The sequence below is a fragment of the Achromobacter sp. Bel genome (assembly GCF_012928505.1).
In the GTDB taxonomy this organism is placed as follows: Bacteria; Pseudomonadota; Gammaproteobacteria; order Burkholderiales; family Burkholderiaceae_B; genus Achromobacter.
In genome coordinates, this window is the sequence record NZ_JABBJN010000004.1 from 104,856 (window position 1) to 123,344 (window position 18,489).

Annotated in this window: 17 protein-coding genes; 4 read left to right on the plus strand and 13 right to left on the minus strand. The window is 65.1% G+C overall.

The window, feature by feature from the left end; all coding sequences use genetic code 11:
- Positions 1-6: 6 nt before the first annotated feature.
- From HG262_RS04110 to kdgD, 11 genes are all read right to left on the minus strand, one after another.
- The gene (locus tag HG262_RS04110; protein WP_169269830.1) at positions 7-978 is read right to left on the minus strand and encodes an ABC transporter substrate-binding protein; all 972 of its coding nucleotides are present in this window, start codon (positions 976-978) and stop codon (positions 7-9) included.
- 28 nt (positions 979-1,006) lie between these two features.
- Positions 1,007-1,855, minus strand: coding sequence for an ABC transporter permease (locus tag HG262_RS04115; RefSeq protein ID WP_169269831.1), 849 nt, complete (start codon positions 1,853-1,855; stop codon positions 1,007-1,009).
- Positions 1,852-2,688: an ABC transporter ATP-binding protein gene (locus tag HG262_RS04120; RefSeq protein WP_248293231.1), complete on the minus strand. Its 837-nt coding sequence runs from the start codon at positions 2,686-2,688 to the stop codon at positions 1,852-1,854. The genes HG262_RS04115 and HG262_RS04120 overlap by 4 nt, the downstream gene beginning before the upstream one ends.
- Positions 2,663-3,232, minus strand: a complete 570-nt coding sequence (locus tag HG262_RS04125; RefSeq protein ID WP_169269832.1) for a carboxymuconolactone decarboxylase family protein — start codon at positions 3,230-3,232, stop codon at positions 2,663-2,665. The genes HG262_RS04120 and HG262_RS04125 overlap by 26 nt, the downstream gene beginning before the upstream one ends.
- A 163-nt stretch (positions 3,233-3,395) precedes the next feature.
- Positions 3,396-4,136 carry an amino acid ABC transporter ATP-binding protein gene (locus HG262_RS04130; protein WP_169269833.1) on the minus strand — a complete coding sequence of 247 codons (741 nt, stop codon included), beginning with the start codon at positions 4,134-4,136 and terminating at the stop codon, positions 3,396-3,398.
- Positions 4,137-4,173: 37 nt separating this feature from the next.
- The gene (locus tag HG262_RS04135; protein ID WP_169269834.1) at positions 4,174-5,277 is read right to left on the minus strand and encodes an amino acid ABC transporter permease; all 1,104 of its coding nucleotides are present in this window, start codon (positions 5,275-5,277) and stop codon (positions 4,174-4,176) included.
- A 1-nt stretch (position 5,278) separates the two neighbouring features.
- Positions 5,279-6,442 (minus strand): amino acid ABC transporter permease, encoded by a 1,164-nt coding sequence (locus tag HG262_RS04140; RefSeq protein WP_348984364.1) that lies wholly within the window; start codon positions 6,440-6,442, stop codon positions 5,279-5,281.
- Positions 6,443-6,472: 30 nt separating this feature from the next.
- Positions 6,473-7,681, minus strand: a complete 1,209-nt coding sequence (locus tag HG262_RS04145; RefSeq protein WP_169269836.1) for an aminotransferase class I/II-fold pyridoxal phosphate-dependent enzyme — start codon at positions 7,679-7,681, stop codon at positions 6,473-6,475.
- Between the two features lie 2 nt (positions 7,682-7,683).
- Positions 7,684-8,700 (minus strand): amino acid ABC transporter substrate-binding protein, encoded by a 1,017-nt coding sequence (locus HG262_RS04150; protein ID WP_169269837.1) that lies wholly within the window; start codon positions 8,698-8,700, stop codon positions 7,684-7,686.
- A 435-nt stretch (positions 8,701-9,135) separates the two neighbouring features.
- Positions 9,136-9,864: a FadR/GntR family transcriptional regulator gene (locus HG262_RS04155; protein WP_169269838.1), complete on the minus strand. Its 729-nt coding sequence runs from the start codon at positions 9,862-9,864 to the stop codon at positions 9,136-9,138.
- A 287-nt stretch (positions 9,865-10,151) separates the two neighbouring features.
- Positions 10,152-11,066 (minus strand): 5-dehydro-4-deoxyglucarate dehydratase, encoded by a 915-nt coding sequence (gene kdgD, locus HG262_RS04160; protein ID WP_169269839.1) that lies wholly within the window; start codon positions 11,064-11,066, stop codon positions 10,152-10,154.
- A 296-nt stretch (positions 11,067-11,362) separates the two neighbouring features.
- On the opposite strand from kdgD, the gene HG262_RS04165 reads away from it, so the two are divergent.
- Entirely contained in the window at positions 11,363-12,349 is a 987-nt protein-coding gene (locus HG262_RS04165; RefSeq protein ID WP_169269840.1) for a tripartite tricarboxylate transporter substrate binding protein, read from the plus strand.
- 52 nt (positions 12,350-12,401) lie between these two features.
- Here HG262_RS04165 and HG262_RS04170 read toward each other — a convergent pair whose 3' ends face one another.
- Positions 12,402-12,671, minus strand: coding sequence for an addiction module antidote protein (locus tag HG262_RS04170; RefSeq protein WP_348984360.1), 270 nt, complete (start codon positions 12,669-12,671; stop codon positions 12,402-12,404).
- 24 nt (positions 12,672-12,695) lie between these two features.
- Positions 12,696-13,304 carry an NTP transferase domain-containing protein gene (locus HG262_RS04175; protein ID WP_169269841.1) on the minus strand — a complete coding sequence of 203 codons (609 nt, stop codon included), beginning with the start codon at positions 13,302-13,304 and terminating at the stop codon, positions 12,696-12,698.
- A 244-nt stretch (positions 13,305-13,548) separates the two neighbouring features.
- On the opposite strand from HG262_RS04175, the gene HG262_RS04180 reads away from it, so the two are divergent.
- From HG262_RS04180 to HG262_RS04190, 3 genes are read left to right on the plus strand one after another with little or no spacing between them, the layout of a single operon-like run.
- Complete coding sequence (locus HG262_RS04180) at positions 13,549-16,995, plus strand: response regulator (RefSeq protein ID WP_169269922.1); 3,447 nt, start codon at positions 13,549-13,551, stop codon at positions 16,993-16,995.
- Positions 16,996-17,031: 36 nt separating this feature from the next.
- Positions 17,032-17,871 carry a CheR family methyltransferase gene (locus HG262_RS04185; protein ID WP_169269842.1) on the plus strand — a complete coding sequence of 280 codons (840 nt, stop codon included), beginning with the start codon at positions 17,032-17,034 and terminating at the stop codon, positions 17,869-17,871.
- Positions 17,868-18,485 carry a chemotaxis protein CheB gene (locus HG262_RS04190; RefSeq protein WP_169269843.1) on the plus strand — a complete coding sequence of 206 codons (618 nt, stop codon included), beginning with the start codon at positions 17,868-17,870 and terminating at the stop codon, positions 18,483-18,485. The genes HG262_RS04185 and HG262_RS04190 overlap by 4 nt, the downstream gene beginning before the upstream one ends.
- Positions 18,486-18,489: the final 4 nt, after the last annotated feature.

Sequence of the window (18,489 nt, forward strand, 5' to 3'; positions counted from 1 at the left end):
GGCGCCTCAGTACGTCTTGCCCGAGATCTGCTGGGCGTATCCCAGGTCGAGCCACTTCGGATCTTGCGGGATGCGTTCCAGGTTGCCCAAGTCGATCTGCGTTTGCAGCGCGTCTTTCAGCGCCTGCTCCGGCACGGCAACGGAATCGGCGAACACGCCGTCATCGATCAGGCGCTGCACCGACGCGCGGACCACGGCCGGATCCAGGCTGGGGAAGAGCTTGAGGCCGCTTGCCACCGCCGCTGCCGGATCCTTGCGGATTTCCTTCAAGGCTCGGTCGATGCCGGACACGAACTTCTGCGATACCTGCGGCGAAATGTCCTGCCGCGTAGAGATGGCCGAGAACGTGTAGGGGCCGATCTCGCGCGAGAACGCGGACACGACCTTGAACCCCTGGGCTTGCGCCTGCGACGCGCCCGGTTCGTAGAGCACGGCGCAGTCGGCCTTGCCCGAGCTCAAAGGGCCGATCTCGTTACCCAGCGGCAATTCCAGCAGGTCCAGGTCGCGCTTGGGGTCCAGGCCCGCGCTCTTGACCAGCTTCAGGAATGCCGACGAACTGGTCGTGGGCATGGCGCCGGTGGCGACGGTGGCGCCTTTCAGGCTCTTGAACCCGTCGAACGTAAAGCTCTGCTTGCAGGTCAGCCAGACGCCCAGGCGGTTCAGGGTGCCGCCCACCACTTTCACGGGCGCGCCGCGGCCGAATGAAATGGCGGTCCATTCGGGGCCGTGGAGGGAAAAGTCGGCGCTGCGGGAAATGACGGCGGCCAGCGCATTGGTCGACGACGAGGCCACGTCGATGCGCACGTCCAGCCCTTCGTCCTTGAAGTAGCCGTGTTCTTCCGCGAAATAGACCGGCAGGTAGAACACGGATTTGAATGCGGCCGACACGACGGCGTGGTCGTTGGCGGCAAAGGCGGTGACGGACAGCAGCGAGGCGGCGGCGGCCGTGGCCAGCCGTACGGAGAGCGTTGTTTTCATGAGCGAGGAGGCGGGCGCGAGGCCGCGGTCAAAGTTTGAATTGGGTGGCGTAGGTCTGGTCTTTCCAGCGCAGCAGGCGCTTTTCGGCAATGTCCACGCCGGCATACAGCACAAAGCCCAGCAGCATCAGCGCAAAGATGCCGACCCAGACCGTGTTCAGGTCATACAGGGACGAGGCGACGAAGATCACATGCCCCAGCCCGTACTTGGACGAGATGAATTCGCCGACGACAGTCCCCACCAGCGCAAAGCCGATGTTGATGCGGAACGTGCTGATGATGGCGGGCAACGCCGACGGCACGACGACCTTGCGGAAGATCTGCCGGCGGGTGGCGCCGAGCGACACCATCATTTTCTGGATGTCGGGGTCGGTGTCCTTGGCGGCCTGGAATGCGGCCAGCAGCGCCACGATGGACGTGAGCGACACCGACAGGGCCACCTTCGAGATGACGCCAGTGCCGAACCACAGGATGACCAGCGGGGCGAAGGCGATCTTGGGCACGCTGTTGATCGCCACCAGGAAAGGCTCGACCACGCGGGCGGCATACGGCGAATACCAGAGGGCCAGGCCGGGCACGGTGCCCAGGAAGGTCCCGGCCACGAAGCCCACGGCCGACGCCCACAAGGTGTAGTTGGCGTGTTCCCATAATTCGCCGTTCTGGATCATTTTCCAGGCAGCTTGCAGGACGCCGGCGGGCGAGCCGAACAGGAAGCCGGACACCGCGCCGGCGCGCACGCCCGCTTCCCATGTGCCGAACAGCACGGCAAGAATCAACAGCTGGGTCGCCAGCACCGGGACGCGGAACCCCGCCGGGCGGGCCGGGCGCGTGCCACCCGCGGCAAGGCGTGGGGCGGCGGAAACGGAAGGCTGGTTCATGCGTGGGTCCCGTCCTTGCGGCCGGTCTGTATGTCGAGTTCCTGGCAAAGCAGGTCGAAGTAGGCAGGAAAGCGGCCGTCGTGGCGGGCTTCCAGCGGCGAGCGCGTGCCCAGCGCGATGTCGTGCACGCTTTTCAGGCGGCCCGGGCGGGCGCTCAGCACGAAGATGCGCTCGGACAGGGCGATGGCTTCGTCGATGTCATGGGTGACCAGCACGACGGTCTTGCCTTTTTGGCTGACGGTGTCGGCCAGCATGGCTTCCAGGAACAACCGGGTCTGGTAGTCCAGGGCGGAAAACGGTTCGTCCAACAGCAGCACGTCCGGATCGGGCAACAGCGTGCGGGCCAGCGCCACGCGCTGCCGCATGCCGCCGGACAACGCCTTCGGATAGCTGTCCTGGAAGGGCAGCAGGCCGAAGGTGTTCAGATAGTCGCGCGCCAATTCCACGGATTCCGCGCGCGGCGTGCCGCGCAGTTCCAGGCCGACCAGCACGTTGTCCAATACGGTGCGCCAGGGCATGAGCAGGTCGCGCTGCAGCATGTAGCCGACGCGTCCGCGCAGGTTGGGCAGCGCCTTGCCGTCCAGGGCGATCGTGCCCGCGTCATGCTCGAGCAGGCCGGTCAGGATGTTGAACAAGGTCGACTTGCCGCAACCGGACGGGCCGATGATGCTGATGAATTCTCCGCTGGCGGCGTTCAGGCTGATGTCGTCCAGCACCTGGACGAGGCCGGTCTCGGTGACAAAGCGCTTGGAGAGATTGCGGATCTCCAGCTTTAAAGCAGGGGCAGGGTTCATGGCGGTCGAGACTTCAGGCCGCGCTAGAGGCCGGGCCATGATCCAGTTCCAGCGCCACCACGTCTTCGTGGGGCACCTCAAGCGCTTCGTTGAAGCGCTTGAAGAAGCTGCAGAGCGCGATGCGGATGGTCAGTTCCACGATCTGCTCTTCGTTGAAGAACGTTTGCAGCCGGTTGTAGAACGCGTCGCTGACCTGCGACGGGGTCAGCGTGACCAGTACCGCGTAGTCGCGCACGACCAGGTCCTTTTCGTCCAGGCCCGGCACCTCGGGTTCGAGCAGGCGGTCGATGGCCTCTTGCGAGATGCCATGCGCGGCGAGCTTGGGCGTGTGCAGCGTGACGCAATAGTGGCAGGCGTGCGCCTTGGACGCCGTCAGCAGCGCGATTTCCAGATGGCGCGGCGAGATCAAGCCGTCTTCGCGCGACTGCACCAGGTAGGAAAAGAAGTGCTTCAACGCCGGGGGCCGTGGCGCGAATGCGCTGAGCATGTTGGCGTAGGGGCCGTAGTCCTGAAGCAGTTGATTGAAGAGGGCGGCAGTAGCGGGATCCAGCTTGGCGGGATCCAGGGGGCTCAGGCGGGGCAAGGCGATTCCAGCGGAAGAGAAAGAAACAATCCGGGAATCCTAGAAGACTCGCGCCCTTCAGGAAAATACTGATATCACATATGTATATGGATATACATGCGTCTCGGGCGTAGCGGGCGTCCAGAAAAAAAACCGCCTTCATCTCGAAGGCGGCGGGTCCGCGTCAGTGCAGGATCTGGCTCAGGAAAAGCTGCGTGCGTTCATTCTGCGGGCGGTCGAAGAATTCATCGGGGCTGTTCTGTTCGATGATCTCGCCGCGGTCCATGAAAATCACGCGGTTGGCGACTTTGCGCGCGAAACCCATTTCGTGGGTCACGCAGATCATCGTCATGCCGCTTTCCTGGGCCAGCGTCACCATCACGTCCAGCACTTCCTTGACCATTTCCGGGTCCAGTGCGGAGGTCGGTTCGTCGAACAGCATGACCTTGGGGTTCATGCACAACGAACGGGCGATCGCCACGCGCTGCTGTTGGCCGCCCGAGAGCTGGCCCGGAAATTTCTTCGCCTGATCCGGGATGCGCACGCGCTCCAGGTACTTCATGGCGGTGGCTTCGGCCTGGGCGCGCGGCTGCTTCAGCACCCACATGGGCCCCAGTGTCAGGTTGTCCAGCACGGTCAGGTGCGGGAACAGGTTGAAGTGCTGGAACACCATGCCGACCTCGCGGCGGATGGTCTCGATGTGCTTCAGATCGTTGGTGAGCTCCGTGCCGTCCACGATGATCTGGCCCTGCTGATGTTCTTCCAGGCGGTTGATGCAGCGGATCATCGTGGACTTGCCCGAGCCGGACGGCCCGCACACCACGATGCGTTCGCCTGGCGCCACGTCCAGGTTGATGTTGCGCAGCACGTGGAACTGGCCATACCACTTGTTCACGCCCTGCAATCGAATAATGGAATCCGACATGCTTGGTCTCCGTAAAGGGTTACCGGGTGGCGCGGCGTTAACGCGCGTGCCCGGTGGCCAGCCGCTTTTCAAGCGCCTGGCTGTATTTGGACATGGAATAGCAGAAGGCGAAGTAGATCAGCGAGATGAAGAGGTAAGCCTCTACCCCGAATCCCCGCCATGCCGCGTCGGACAGGGCCGCCTTGGCTGCCAGCGTCAGGTCGAAGATGCCGATGATCACCACCAGCGACGTGTCCTTGAACAGGCTGATGAAGATGCCCACCAAGGGCGGAATCACGATCTTCAGCGCTTGCGGCAGGATGATCTTGCGCATCTGCTGCCAATAGTTCAGGCCGAGCGAATCCGCGCCTTCGTACTGGCCTTTCGGGATGGCCTGCAAACCGCCGCGCACGGTTTCCGCGATGTAAGCCGCCGCGAACATGATGATGGCGATCTGCGCGCGCAAGAGCTTGTCGATGGTGAACCCTTCGGGCAGGAACAGCGGCAGCATCACCGACGACATGAACAGCAGGCTGATCAGCGGCACGCCCCGGATCAGCTCGATGTACACGACGCACAGCGCCTTGATGGCGGGCATCTTCGACCGCCGGCCCAGCGCCAGCAGCACGCCGATCGGGAAGGCGAAGGCGATGCCGAATGTGGCCAGGATCAGCGTCAGCGGCAGGCCGCCCCAGCGCGAGTTCTCGACGTACGTCAGGCCGAACACGCCGCCCCACATCAGGAGCGCCACGGCGGAGAGGCCCGCCATCCAGATGAAGGCCAGCTTGCCGTTCCAGAAGCGGCGCATGCCGCTGCAGGCGATCACCGCCACGAGGATGAGCGTGGCAAGGAGAGGACGCCATTGCTCGTCGAACGGATAGGTGCCGAACAGGATCAGGCGATGCTTCTCGACGATGAACGCCCAACAGGCGCCGCCGACCGACGCCCGGCACTCCATCGCGTTGGTGGCGGTGAAGTTGGCTTTCAGGAAAGCCCATTCCGCCAGCGCCGGCAACGCCATCAGCAGGAACCACGCCAGCAGCACGGTGATCAGCAGGTTCAGCGGCGACGAGAACAGGCGGGACCGTACCCAGGCCCAGGCGCCCACCTGGGTGTCGGGCGGGGGCAGGGCTTCGGTGAAGGAGTGCGTAGTGCTGCTCATCTCAACGCTCCACCAGCGCGATGCGCTTGTTGTACCAGTTCATGAATATCGAGATCGACAGGCTGACCGTCAGGTAGGCGCCCATGATGATGAGGATGCCCTCGATCGCCTGGCCGGTCTGGTTGAGCGTGGTGTTCACCACCGACACGATGTCCGGATAGCCGATGGCGACCGCCAGCGAACTGTTCTTCAACAGGTTCAGGTATTGGCTGGTCATCGGCGGGATGATCACGCGCAAGGCTTGCGGCAACACCACCAGGCGCAGGACCTTCGCGCGCGGCAGGCCCAGCGAGCCGGCGGCTTCCCACTGGCCATTGTTCACGGCCTGGATGCCCGAACGCACCACTTCGGCGATGAACGCCGAGGTGTAGACGGTCAAGCCCAGGAACAGGGCCACGAACTCCGGGGTCAGCGTGAGGCCGCCCGTGAAGTTGAAGCCCTTCAATACCGGCATGTCCAGGGTCAGGGATGCGCCGCTTGCCAGCCAGCCCAGCGCGGGCAGCAGGACAAGCAGCCCGAGGGCCGCGCGGCCCAGCGGGAACACGCGCCCGGTGGCTTCCTGGCGCTTCGTGCCCCAGTGGCCCAGGAACAGGACAGCCATGATGGCCAGCGCCAATCCACCCAGCACCCAGTCCAGCGAAGCGCCTTCCAGCCCGGGCACTTTCAGGCCGCGGTTGGAAATGAATACGCCCGGCAGCGGATTGTGCGCCTGGCGCGGCCCCGGCATGTTCTCGGTGATCAGCGCGTACCAGAAGAACAGCTGCAGCAAGAGCGGCACGTTGCGCATCACCTCGACATATACCGAGGTGATCTTCGCCACCAGCCAGTTCTTGGACAGCCGGCCGACGCCGATCAGGACGCCCAGCAGCGTCGCGGCCACCAGCGCAAGCAGGCCCACCCGCAGCGTGTTCAGCACGCCCACGAAGATGGCTCGGCCATAGGTGTCCGCCGGTCCGTAGGCGATCACGGATTCGCCGATGGCAAATCCCGCTTCACGGTTCAGGAAGCCGAAGCCGGTGGCGATGTTGCGCATCGACAGGTTGTGGAGCGTGTTGTGCACCAGGAACCAGATGCCGGTCCCGACGAGCGTCAGGGCCAGCACCTGGTAGACCAGCGCGCGCGTGGCCGGGTCGTTCCAGGAGACCCGGTGCGGCGGCCGCCGCACCGAGGGTTGGTCTCTGTGCTTGGCCACGGTTCAGTCCGCCATCAGGGCTTTGACGGCGACGGCCAGGCGGTCCATGCCTTGTTCGATCACCTCGGTGGACGTCGCGAACGAAAACCGCACATAGGGCGACAAGCCGTACGAACCGCCGTCGATCACGGCCACGCCCGCTTCGCGCAGGAAGAACAGGCTGACGTCCAGATCGGTCTTCAATTCGCCGGCGGGACCCGTGCGTCCGATCAGGCCCTGCACGTTGGCGTACACATAGAAGGCGCCGTCAGGCATGGCGCAAGAGATGCCGGGGATGTCGTTCAGGCGGCGCACGATCAGGTCGCGGCGGGCCTTGAAGATGTCGACCATCTGCGTGACGCTGGATTGGTCGCCTTGCAGGGCGGCTTGCGCGGCGACTTGCGAGATCGCGCTGGGGCACGACGTGCTTTGCGACATGACCGTGCTCATCGCCTTGATCAGCTCGGCCGGGCCGGCGCCGTAGCCGATGCGCCAGCCGGTCATCGCGTAAGACTTGGACATGCCGTTGACGATCAGCGTGCGCGGGATCAACTGGGGCTCGACCTGCACGGGCGAAGCATGCGACTGCCCGCTGTAGCAGAAGGGCGCGTAGATCTCGTCGCTCAAGATCCAGACTTGCGGGTGGCGCAGCAGTACGTCGGTCAGGGCGCGCAGTTCAGCGGCGCTGTACACGGCGCCGCTGGGGTTGCTGGGGGAGTTCAGGATCAGCCAGCGGGTGCGCGGCGTGATGGCCGCTTCCAGCGTGGCGGCGTCTAGCTTGAAGCCCTGCGACTCCGGCCCGGTCACGACCACGGGTTTGGCGTCGTTCAGCAGTACCATGTCGGGGTACGACACCCAGTACGGCGCGCACACGATGACTTCGTCGCCCGGCTCCAGGCTGGCCGTCAGCGCGGCCCCGATGATCTGCTTGGCGCCGGCGCCCACGGTGATCTGGTCCATGCCGTAGGAAACGCCCAGGCCCAATTCGAGGCTGTTGGCGATGGCGCGGCGCAGGCCCACCGTGCCGTTGGGGCTGGTGTAGCGGATGTCGCCGCCGGCGATCGCTTCCTGGCCGGCGCGCGCAATGTGCGCGGGCGTGGGCATGTCGGGTTCGCCGAGCGTGAAGTCGGCGATTTCGCGGCCCTGGCGGCGCAGCTCGTCGACGACGATCTTGGCGGCCATGCTGGGCGAAGGTTTGATCTGTTTCAGGCGGGTGTTGACGATGTTGTTCATGATCAGCGCACCGGCCAGCCGTACATCAGGCCGCCTTGCGTCCATTGCTTGTTCAGGCCGCGTTCCAGCTTCAGCGGGCTGTCCTTGCCCATGGCGCGGTCATAGCTTTCGCCGTAGTTGCCGACCTGCTTGATGATGTTGTAGGCCCACTTGTCGTCCAGGCCCAGGTTCTTGCCCATGCCCGGCGTCACGCCCAGGATGCGCTGCACGTTGGGGTTGGTGCTCTTCTGCATCTCGTCCACGTTCTTGGACGTGATGCCGTATTCCTCGGCTTCCAGCATGACGTTCAGTGACCAGCGCACCACGTTGAACCATTGCTCGTCGCCCTGGCGGACCATCGGGCCCAACGGCTCCTTGGACAGGTTTTCGTCCAGGATTTCCCAGTCGTCCGGCTTGGCCAGGCGCGTGCGCATGTTGGCGGCGGTGTTCGACTTGTCGTTGGTGTAGGCGTCGCAGCGGCCCGATTCCAGCAAGCGGAAGTTCTCGTCGTAGTTCTCGACCAGCACCGGCTTGAAGGTCAGGCCGCGGCTGCGGAAGTAGTCGGCCAGGTTCAGTTCGGTGGTGGTGCCCGGCTGCACGCAGATGGTGGCGCCGTCCAGTTCCTTCACGCTTTTCACGTTCATCGACTTCTTGACGATCAGGCCTTGCGCGTCATAGAAGTTCACGCCCACGCCGATCAGGCCCAGCGTGGTGTCGCGGGTCAGCGTCTGCGTGGTGTTGCGCGACAGCATGTCGATTTCGCCCGATTGCAGCGCGGTGAACTTCGCTTGCGCCGTCAGCACGTTGCCCTTGACCTTGGAAGCGTCGCCGAACAGGGCGGCGGCCACCGCGCGGCACATGTCCACGTCCAGGCCGGTCCATTCGCCTTTGCTGTCCAGCACCGAGAAGCCGGGGATGCCGGCAAAGCCGCACTGCAAAAAGCCCTTCTTCTTGACGGCGTCGAACGTCACGCCGGCTTGGGCGCCGGAAGCGGCGCACAGCAAGGTCGCCGCAACGGCGGTGGTCAGAAACTTACGCATGGAGATTGCTCCTGGGGAGGTCGAAAGCGCTTGGGATAAGCGGGGGAGTCAAGACCATTCACGCGTGCGCCGGCGCACCCCGGACAAGAGCCGGAGCAAGCGGGGCCGCGTAAGCGGACGGGTAGGGAACGGTGAGATTCGCGGCGGGGCCGCTTGCGACCGGAAGCCGGTCAGGTGATAAGCCGATGAATGCGCGTGGCGTAGCGGTGGAACGTCGTGCGAAGGGAAAGGATCGGGTTCATCGGCGGCACTTGTACAACGTGGGTCATACGGTAGCGGGGCGCCTTGTCCGCCTATCTGGCGGCCACGCGCGACGCTAAGTCATAAGACGTATGATGGCAGCCGTCATACAAGTAGGCAAGTAAGGGGAATCCCGTAATTGCCTGGTGCCTGAGGCCGACGCCGGCGGTGACGAGCCGCCGGTTAGCCGTGCCGCTATTGCGCGGGCGCTTGCGACAGCAGCTTGCGATAGCGCGCAATGCTGTCGCCCAGGTGGCGCGCCATCGCGGCGCGCGCGGCGCCGGGGTCGCGCCGCATGATGGCGGTCAGGATGGCTTCGTGTTCCCGCACGTTGCGTGTCTCGTAGGTTTCAAGCTCTTCGGGCGTCTTGCCGCCATGCTTGATGTTCAGGTCCAGCATCACGTCGCGCACCGCGGCCTTCAGCAGCGCCGGAAAGTGCGGGTTGTTCGATGCCTTGGCGATGGACAAGTGAAATTCGTAGTCTGCCTTGACGGCCGCTTCCATGTCGCGCGTGGCGCGGTTGAAGGCGTCGAACGCTTCGATGATGCCGCTCAGGTCGGTGGCCGTGCGGCGCTCTGCCGCAAGCCCACAGGCCTCGACTTCAAGCCCGGCGCGCAATTCCATGATGTGCAGCGCCCAGCGCGGGTCCGCGGCGGGTTCAATGACGAAGTCGATGGGCTTTTCACGGTCTTCCGTGACGAACACGCCGATGCCGGGTTTGCTGACCAGGCGGCCGCTCAGGCGCATCGACGCAACCGCTTCCCGGATCACGGTGCGGCTCACGTCGAATTCGTCGCAGAGCTGGTGTTCCGAAGGCAGTTTGTCGCCCGCGCGGTACAGGCGCGAATCCAGGCGTTTGGTCAGTTCTTCGATCACCACGTCGGTCAGGCGCGAACGCGGGCGGGGCCGGGCGGGAGTTTGCATCGTCTCTCTTATGGGTAAGGCGGAACGCAGGCCGTAAGCCAGCGGCCGGAGCCGCAAGTGTACGCTTTTCAAGTGCCGCATCCGGGTGTCCGGCCCGGCGGCGGCAGTCTGGCAACAGGCCGGCAGACCGCAAAAAGGATAGCCATATGACAACATACAGCGGGGATTTCCGCCAACTTCTGTGTGACGGTGGGGCCAGCCGTCCGCCAAACGAAGCGCCCCGTTCCGCGCCCGGCAACAAAAACGCCCTCCGGAGGGAGGGCGTCGGGCGTTACTGTCGCACGGGCTTACTGCGGGCCGAGCTTCTTGATCAGGGCGTTGAGCATGTCGAGTTCTTCGCCGGTCAGGTCGGTCAGCGGGGCGCGCACGGGGCCCGCGTCATGGCCGACGAGCTTGGCGCCGGCCTTGACGATGCTGACGGCGTAGCCGGCCTTGCGGTTGCGGATTTCGAGGTAGGGGAGGAAGAAGTCGTCGAGCAGGCGGTTGGTGGTGTCGGAATCGCCGGCGGCAATGGCGCGATAGAAGTCCATGGCCGTCTTGGGCACGAAGTTGAAGACGGCCGACGAGTAGACCGGCACGCCCAGTGCGCGGTAGGCGGCGGCATAGACTTCGGCGGTGGGCAGGCCGCCCAGGTAGGAAAAGCGGTCGCCCAGCTTGCGGCGGATGCGGACCATGGCTTCGATGTCGCCGATGCCGTCCTTGAAGCCGACCAGGTTGGGGCAGCGTTCGGCCAGTTGCGCGAGGCTGTCGGCCGACAGGCGGGACTGGGCGCGGTTGTAGACGATGACGCCGATCTTGACGGAGTTGCAGACCTGCTCGACGTAGGCGGCGATGCCGTCTTGGGAGGCTTCGGTCAGGTAGTGGGGCAGCAGCAGGATGCCCTTGGCGCCTTGGCGCTCGGCTTCCTGGGCGTAGGCGATGGCGGTGCGGGTGGGGCCGCCAGCGCCGGCCAGGATGGGCACCTTGCCGGCGCAGGTTTGGACGGCAGTGCGCACGACGTCCGAGTACTCCTGGGGAGCCAGGGAGAAGAACTCGCCGGTGCCGCCGGCGGCAAAGAGGGCGGTGGCGCCGTACGGGGCCAGCCATTCAAGGCGGGCGGCGTAGCTCTTGGCGTTGAAATCGCCGTTCTGGTCAAAGTCCGTCACGGGGAAGGAGAGCAGTCCTTCCGATACGATTTCCTTGAGTTCCTGGGGAGTCGTCATGCCTGTCATCCATTAAAAGGGAATGGGTAAAGAGGGAAAGCGAAAAAAAGCAGGGCTGGAACAACGCAGCCGCTGTGGCCGATCAGTAGATGTATGTCATCGTACAACATACAACTGAAGCAAGCAACAAGTCTGGAAACCCTGGCGTTTCTGCCTACCATTGCCTAGTTCTTAACCTGACAAATTCGGAATTACCCTAGATTGAACCGCCTGCGGGATGAAAGTACTCTCTTTCTCCGAAAGTCGTACGACAACGTACAAGATATAAAACCATTCCCCACTTTCAGGAGACAAGCTTGAAGGCATTCCCCCTGCTGCGTCGCACGTTCGCCGTTTTGGCCCTGACCACCTTGGGCGCCACCAGTGCCCAGGCCATGGACGATTGGCCCCGCGCTAAACCCATCACGCTGGTGGTGCCCTTTGCCCCCGGTGGCACCTCAGACATCCTGGGCCGGCTGATCGCGCAGGAACTGGGCGCCAGCCTGAGCCAGACCGTGCTGGTGGAAAACAAGGGCGGCGCGGGCGGCGTGCTGGGCGCCGACGCCGTGGCGCGGGCCAAGCCCGACGGCTACACCTTGCTGCTGGGCACGATCGCCACGCACGCGATCAACCCATCGCTGTTGCCGGGCATCAACTACAACGCGGCCAAGGATTTCGCGCCGGTCATCCTGTTGGGCAGCATTTCGAACGTGCTGCTGGTAGGCGCAAACCAGCCATACAAGTCCGTGCAGGACGTGGTGGCCGCGGGCAAGGCCAATCCGGACACGATCGCCTTCGGCTCGGCCGGGCAGGGGACGTCCCAGCACTTGTCAGGCGAAGTCTTCAAGCAATTGACGGGCGCCCACCTGACCCACGTGCCGTACCGGGGCAGCGCGCCCGCCATCCAGGACCTGATCGGCGGTCAGATCCCCAGCTCGTTCGAAACCGCGCTGGTGGCGTTGCCTTACGTGCAAAGCGGCAAGGTGCGCGCGTTGGCGGTCACGTCGGCCAAGCGCACCGAGGTGATGCCCGATGTGCCGACAATGCAGGAGGCAGGCGTCGCCGGCTTCGACGTCAGCAGCTGGCAAGCCATCTACGCGCCGGCCAACACGCCGCCGGCCGTGGTCGACCGCCTGAACAAGGCCATCGCCGCCATCATCGCCAAGCCGGACGTCAGCGGCAAGATGAAGGGCCTGGGCCTGGCCTATACGCCGAATACGCCCGCGGAGTTCACGGCGTTCCAGACCGGCGAGCAAGCCAAGTGGGCGAAGATCATCGCGGACGGGAAACTGCGGGTGCAGTGAAGAAGTGGCGCGCGGCGTCAGACCACGTCGCGCCGCCGCCGAATCCCGGGGCTCAAGTGTTGCCGGGCGTGGGAGGCGCAAGCGGCTGCACGGCCAGCCGCAAGCCCATCGCTTTGAGAATGGCCGCAAGGCTGCTCAGAGACGGGTTGCCTTTCGGCGACAGCGTGCGGTAAAGCTGTGTGGGATTCAAGTGCGCTTGCTCGGCAACCGCCTGAATCCCGCCAAACGCTTGCGCCAATTGCCGAAGCATGACCAGCAGGTCAGCTTGGTCGCCGTCCTTCAAGGCACGGCGAAATTTTTCAAGGGTGATGATGTTGTCCACCCCGATCGACGGTGAAACGCGCGACTATGCCGGCCGGCTTTGCAGCGCCTTTTCCGCCCTGAGAAGGTCATCGGGATGATCGATGTCCTGGACGCATCCATGGTCGGCAATTGGCAGCGGATGCATCGTGCCCCGTTGGACGGCCTGGCGAACGAGTGGCATCGCGCCGGACTCCCCGCGAAGGCCCAGCAACGCGTCTTGCCAGGCGGGTCCGAAGCCCACCGGGTGGCCGGGTTGGGTCGTGCCGTCTGGCATGGCCACTTGGGGCCGCACTATCGCCCAGGGTTCGGCAAGGGCCGCGTCGCGCAACGACTGGGCGATGCTGAGCAGGCTGGCCGGTTCGATCAGGGGCAGGTCGCCGGGCAGGATCAGCCAACCGGGCGCGTCCGGCCGACGGGCCACGCCACGCGCGATGGAGTCGCCCATGCCGTAGGCGTCGGGTTCGTGCTCGGGCCGTTCCACCAGCACCCACGGCAAGCCGCTGGCGCGTACGGCGGCCAGCGTCCAGTCCAGCACCGGGCGGCCCAGCAGGTGGGCGTGAAGCTTGCTGCCGGTGCCGCCCGCCAGGCGGAAACGGCGTCCGGCGCCAGCGGCAAGAACCACAACGATGGGAGAGGAGGAAATGTCGGCCATGGGTTCAGGATATCGCGTCCCGTGCGAGGTCACCGAGATCATTGCGCCAGGCTGACTTTACCCAGATTCCACGGCGGGCGCCTGATCGGATTGCGGGGAGGCCGGTCCCTTTCCCATGGCGCCAAACCATGTATAGTCCAGCGCTTAGGCCAATAGCAGCGACTGCGCCCGGATCATCCCGGCGCCCGCTTTGTCGCACCGCTGGGCCATGCTCCCCCCTACATTGAATCCGTCACCCGCTACCATGCCGAATCCGTCGTCGCAGCCTGCCAACCGCTATGTCTTTCCCCGGACGCTATTGGCCGGATTCCTGACGGCGGCGTTGGCCACGCTGGTCATTGCCTTCGTCAATGTGCGTTCGGCGGACACCCGCCAGCAGGCGGTCAAGGCAGTGGACCGAACGACGGAGACCTTGCGCGAGTTGAGCCTGTTCAATTCGGCGCTGAAGGATGCCGAGATCGGGCAGAGGGGCTATCTGCTGACCGGCGACGTGACCTACCTGCAACCGTACCTGCGCTCCTTGGGGCTGATCGATCAGCGTCTTGCCCGCGTGAAAGAGGCGACGGCCAACGATTCGGCGCAACGCCGTATCGTCAGCGATATCGAGGGAATCACGCGCCAGAAGCTGACGGAACTGCACGAGACCGTCGAGATGCGCAAGGGCGGCAACGTCGAAGGCGCGATGGCCGTCGTGCGTACCGATTCGGGCAAAGAGGCGATGGATCGGCTGCGCGACCTGGTGGGCGACCTGTATGCGCGGCAGATGGACGAACTGGCCGAGGGCAAGGATGCCTGGGCCGCGGCCGCCGCCACGTCGACCTATTACTCGTGGGGCGGTTCGCTGCTGCTGCTGTTGCTGATCCTGGCGTCGGCGGGGATGACCGTGCGGGAATACCGGGCGAAGGCGCGCCAGTCCTGGGTGACGGCCGGCCTGTCGGGCCTGAGCCTGCGCCTGCAAGGGGATCACCGGCTGGACGAGATCGGTAAGCGCGCGCTGGACTATCTGGCCGAATATCTGGACGCCGACGTGGGGGCGGGCTACGTGGTGGACCGCAGCAGCGGCGAATTGGTGCTTTTCGGCGGCTTTGCGATGCCACCCGAGCGCCTGGCGCAAAAGATCCAATCCGCCGAAGGCCTGGCCGGGCAGGCGGCCAGTTCGCGCCGGTTGCTGCATGTGCGCAATGTGCCGGCGGGGCACCTTGAGGTCGCCTCCGCGACGGGCCGCTCGAATCCCGTCGAGCTGGTTTTGGCGCCGGCCATCCAGAACGGGCGCGTGTATGCCGTGATCGAGCTGGGTTTCAACCACCCGGTGGGCGAGAGCGAACGCAACCTGCTGGATGGGGCCTCGGAAATGCTGGCCTCGGCGATTCGTTCCGGCCAGGACCGCAGCCGCCTGGAAGCGCTGCTGGAGGAAACCCAGCGCCAGGCGGAAGAACTGCAGACCCAGCAGGAGGAATTGCGCGTCAGCAATGAAGAGCTGGAGCAGCAAAGCCGGATTCTGCAGGAGTCGCAGGCGCGCATGGAGCTGCAGCAGACCGAGCTGGAGCAGACCAACGCCAATCTGGAAGCGCAGGCCGAGCAACTGCTGCGGGTGCAGGGCGCGTTGACCGAGAAGGCCCGCGAGCTATCGCAAGCCAGCCAATTCAAGAGCGAGTTCCTGGCCAACATGAGCCACGAATTGCGCACGCCCTTGAATTCGACGCTGATCCTGGCCAAGCTGCTTTCGGACAACAAACCCGGCAACCTCAGCCCCGAACAGGTCAAGTACGCGCAGACCATTTATTCCGCCGGCAGCGACCTGCTGACGCTGATCAACGACATCCTCGACCTGTCGAAGATCGAAGCCGGACAGGCCACGCTGGAAGTCGAGCAGGTGGCCGTCGCCCCGATGCTGCAGCGTCTGCTGGAGCCGCTGCGGCCAATGGCGCTGGACAAGGGGCTGGCGCTGGAGCTGGACATCGATCCGGCCGTGCCCGCCACCCTGCATACCGATCCGCAACGCCTGGGCCAGGTGCTGAAGAACCTGCTGTCCAATGCCCTGAAGTTCACGCAACGCGGCACGGTCGCCCTGCGGGTGTCGCGCGCTTCGCGCGACAGGCTGTCGTTTGCGGTGCAGGACACCGGTATCGGCGTGCCCGCCGATCAGCAGGAATTGATTTTCGAGGCGTTCCGCCAGGCTGACGGCAGCACGCACCGCAAATTCGGCGGCACGGGGCTGGGCCTGTCGATCTCGCGCGACCTGGCCACGCTGTTGGGTGGCAGCATTTCCGTGACGAGCACACCGGGTCAAGGCAGCGTATTCACGTTGGAGGTGCCCCTGCGGCTGGAAGGGGAGCCGTCCGTACCGGGCGCCCGCAGCGTGGCGGTGCCGTTCGGCATGCCTTACGCTCCCGCGCAAGTGGCGTCTTCGGCGTTCCGGGACGACGCGCCGGCCGTGCCGGCCCGCCCGGCGGCCACTACGGCGGCGGCAGCTCCGGCAGCGGCGGACCATCCCGGCCCGAATGCGCGCAGCATGCTTGTCATCGAAGACGATGAGCGCTTTTCCGCCATTCTTGCCGACCTGGCGCGCGAGATGGGCTTCGGGTGTTTCGTGGCCCACACCGCCACGGACGGCTTGGCGCTGGCCTCGCGCGAGCGTCCCAACGCCATCGTGCTGGATATCAATCTGCCCGATTTTTCGGGGCTGGGCGTCCTGGACCAGCTTAAACGCAACCCGCAGACCCGGCATATTCCGGTCCATGTGGTTTCAGTGGCCGACTATGCCCGCGAGGCCATGGGCCGTGGCGCGGCCGGCTACGCGTTGAAACCGGTCAAGCGCGAAGAACTGGTCCACGCATTGCGGCGCCTGGAAGCCAAATTCACGCGCCATGTGCGGCATGTGCTGGTGGTTGAAGATGATGACCGTCAGCGCGAAAGCGTGCGCCAGCTGCTGGCGCGCAACGACGTCGAGATCGCGCCGGCGGCCACCGCGGCGGATGCGCTGGCGCTGTTGCGCCAGACGACGTTCGACTGCGTTGTCATGGACCTGAACCTGCCCGACATGAGCGGCTACGAGCTGCTGCAGCAGATGACCGAGCAGGAGGGCGTGTCGTTCCCGCCCGTCATCGTCTACACGGGCCGCGCGCTGTCGCGCGACGAAGAGCAGCATCTGCGCCGCTTCTCCAAGTCCATCATCATCAAGGACGCGCGCTCGCCGGAGCGGCTGCTGGACGAAGTCACGCTGTTCCTGCACCAGGTGGAGGCGGAGCTGCCGCCCGAACAGCGCCAGATGCTGGAACTGGCCCGCAGCCGGGATTCCGCGCTGGAGGGCCGCACCGTGCTGGTGGTGGAAGACGACGTGCGCAACGTGTTCGCGCTGTCCAGCATCCTGGAACCCACCGGCGTGCGCGTGGAGATCGCCCGCAACGGCCGCGAGGCGCTGGACGCGCTGGGCCGTGCCGGATCGGACGGCCAGCCGGTCATCGACCTGGTGCTGATGGACATCATGATGCCCGAAATGGACGGCTACACGGCCATGCGCGAGATACGCAAGCGGCCCGAGTGGCGGCGCCTGCCGATCATCGCGCTGACCGCCAAGGCCATGAAGGACGACCAGGAGAAATGCCTGGCCGCCGGGGCCAACGACTACATCGCCAAGCCGCTGGACGTCGAACGCCTGCTGTCGCTCGTCCGTGTCTGGATGCGCAGCTAAGGCGTCCGCCCGCGCAACGCCCTGTTGATCATCAACATGCCATCCACCGCCAAAGCGCGCATTGCAGACATCGAGCAGCGGCTGCTGCTCGATGCGATCTATCACCGTTACCACTATGACTTCCGCGAGTACGCGCAGGCGTCGCTGAAGCGGCGCCTGCAAAGCGCGCTGACGCAGTTCGGCTGCAAGACCCTGTCGCAGTTGCAGGACCGCGTGCTGCACGACCCGCCGGTGTTCACCGAGCTGCTGCAGTTCCTGACCGTGCAGGTCAGCGACATGTTCCGCGATCCGAGCTATTTCCTGGCGCTGCGCAACGAGGTCGTGCCCATCCTGCGCACCTATCCGTCGATCAAGGTGTGGGTGGCGGGATGCAGCGCGGGCGAAGAGGTCTATTCGCTTGCCATCCTGCTGGCCGAAGAAGGCCTGCTTGAGCGCGCGATGATCTACGCGACCGACATCAATCCGCATGCGTTGCGCACGGCGGAGCAGGGTGTTTTCGATATGGACCGGGTGGCCGCCTTTTCCGCGAACCACGCCCGGTCGGGAGGCCGCAGTTCGCTGTCGGACTACTACACCGCCCGCTACGGCCGGGTGGTGTTCGACAAGCGGCTGCGCGAGCACATGGTCTTCTCTGATCACAGCCTGGCCACGGATAGCGTGTTTGCCGAGGTCCATCTGATTTCGTGCCGCAACGTCCTGATCTATTTCGAACGCGATCTACAGAGCCGGGCCCTGGGCCTGTTCCATGAGGCGCTGGTGCATCGCGGCTTCCTGGGGCTTGGGTCGCGGGAGTCCTTGCGGTTTTCCGCGCAGGCCGGCAATTTCGACGATTTCGTCCTGGAAGACCGCATTTACCGCAAAAAGGCGGGGCAATGAGCAGGGGTGCGTCCGTTTCGCGAGCGCCGGCGGCGGCCTGCCCCTGGGAGACGATCGTCATTGGCGGCTCTTCCGGCGCGATCGACGCGCTGAACACACTGCTGCCCGCCTTGCCGGCCAACCTGGGGGCGGCGGTGATTGTGGTGCTGCACCTGGTGCGCGACCGCCGCAGTCTGCTGGTGGATATCTTCCGCGATCGCTGCGCATTGACCGTGCAGGAGGCTGAGGACCAGCTTCCGATACGCCCAGGCCACCTGTACTTCGCGCCGCCCGATTACCATTTATTGGTGGATCAGGGCCCCAGGCTGGCGCTGTCCGTCGGCGAACCGGTGTATTTTTCCCGGCCCTCGATCGACGTGCTGTTCGAGTCCGCCGCCGACTGCTATGGCCCGAGGCTGCTGGGCGTGCTGCTTTCGGGCGCCAATGAGGACGGGGCTGCCGGCCTGGCGGCGATCCATGCCGCAGGCGGCCGCACGATCGTCCAGGCGCCGTCCAGCGCCGCGATGCCCGTCATGCCCGCAGCGGCGCTGGCACGCCAGCCGGCGCACGAGGGGCTGACGCCCGCTCAAATCGCCAACCTGTTCACTCAACTGCGCGCGCCGCGCCTGCCGTAACCCC

Excerpts from the sequence above, each read along its gene's own strand:
- HG262_RS04185 (WP_169269842.1), top strand. The coding sequence starts at position 17,032 with ATGCCATCCACCGCCAAAGCGCGCATTGCAGACATCGAGCAGCGGCTG.
- HG262_RS04175 (WP_169269841.1), bottom strand. The coding sequence starts at position 13,304 with ATGGCCGACATTTCCTCCTCTCCCATCGTTGTGGTTCTTGCCGCTGGC.
- HG262_RS04180 (WP_169269922.1), top strand. The coding sequence starts at position 13,549 with ATGCCGAATCCGTCGTCGCAGCCTGCCAACCGCTATGTCTTTCCCCGG.
- HG262_RS04115 (WP_169269831.1), bottom strand. The coding sequence starts at position 1,855 with ATGAACCAGCCTTCCGTTTCCGCCGCCCCACGCCTTGCCGCGGGTGGC.
- HG262_RS04150 (WP_169269837.1), bottom strand. The coding sequence starts at position 8,700 with ATGCGTAAGTTTCTGACCACCGCCGTTGCGGCGACCTTGCTGTGCGCC.
- HG262_RS04155 (WP_169269838.1), bottom strand. The coding sequence starts at position 9,864 with ATGCAAACTCCCGCCCGGCCCCGCCCGCGTTCGCGCCTGACCGACGTG.
- HG262_RS04130 (WP_169269833.1), bottom strand. The coding sequence starts at position 4,136 with ATGTCGGATTCCATTATTCGATTGCAGGGCGTGAACAAGTGGTATGGC.
- HG262_RS04135 (WP_169269834.1), bottom strand. The coding sequence starts at position 5,277 with ATGAGCAGCACTACGCACTCCTTCACCGAAGCCCTGCCCCCGCCCGAC.
- HG262_RS04120 (WP_248293231.1), bottom strand. The coding sequence starts at position 2,688 with ATGGCCCGGCCTCTAGCGCGGCCTGAAGTCTCGACCGCCATGAACCCT.
- HG262_RS04145 (WP_169269836.1), bottom strand. The coding sequence starts at position 7,681 with ATGAACAACATCGTCAACACCCGCCTGAAACAGATCAAACCTTCGCCC.
- HG262_RS04190 (WP_169269843.1), top strand. The coding sequence starts at position 17,868 with ATGAGCAGGGGTGCGTCCGTTTCGCGAGCGCCGGCGGCGGCCTGCCCC.
- HG262_RS04110 (WP_169269830.1), bottom strand. The coding sequence starts at position 978 with ATGAAAACAACGCTCTCCGTACGGCTGGCCACGGCCGCCGCCGCCTCG.
- kdgD (WP_169269839.1), bottom strand. The coding sequence starts at position 11,066 with ATGACGACTCCCCAGGAACTCAAGGAAATCGTATCGGAAGGACTGCTC.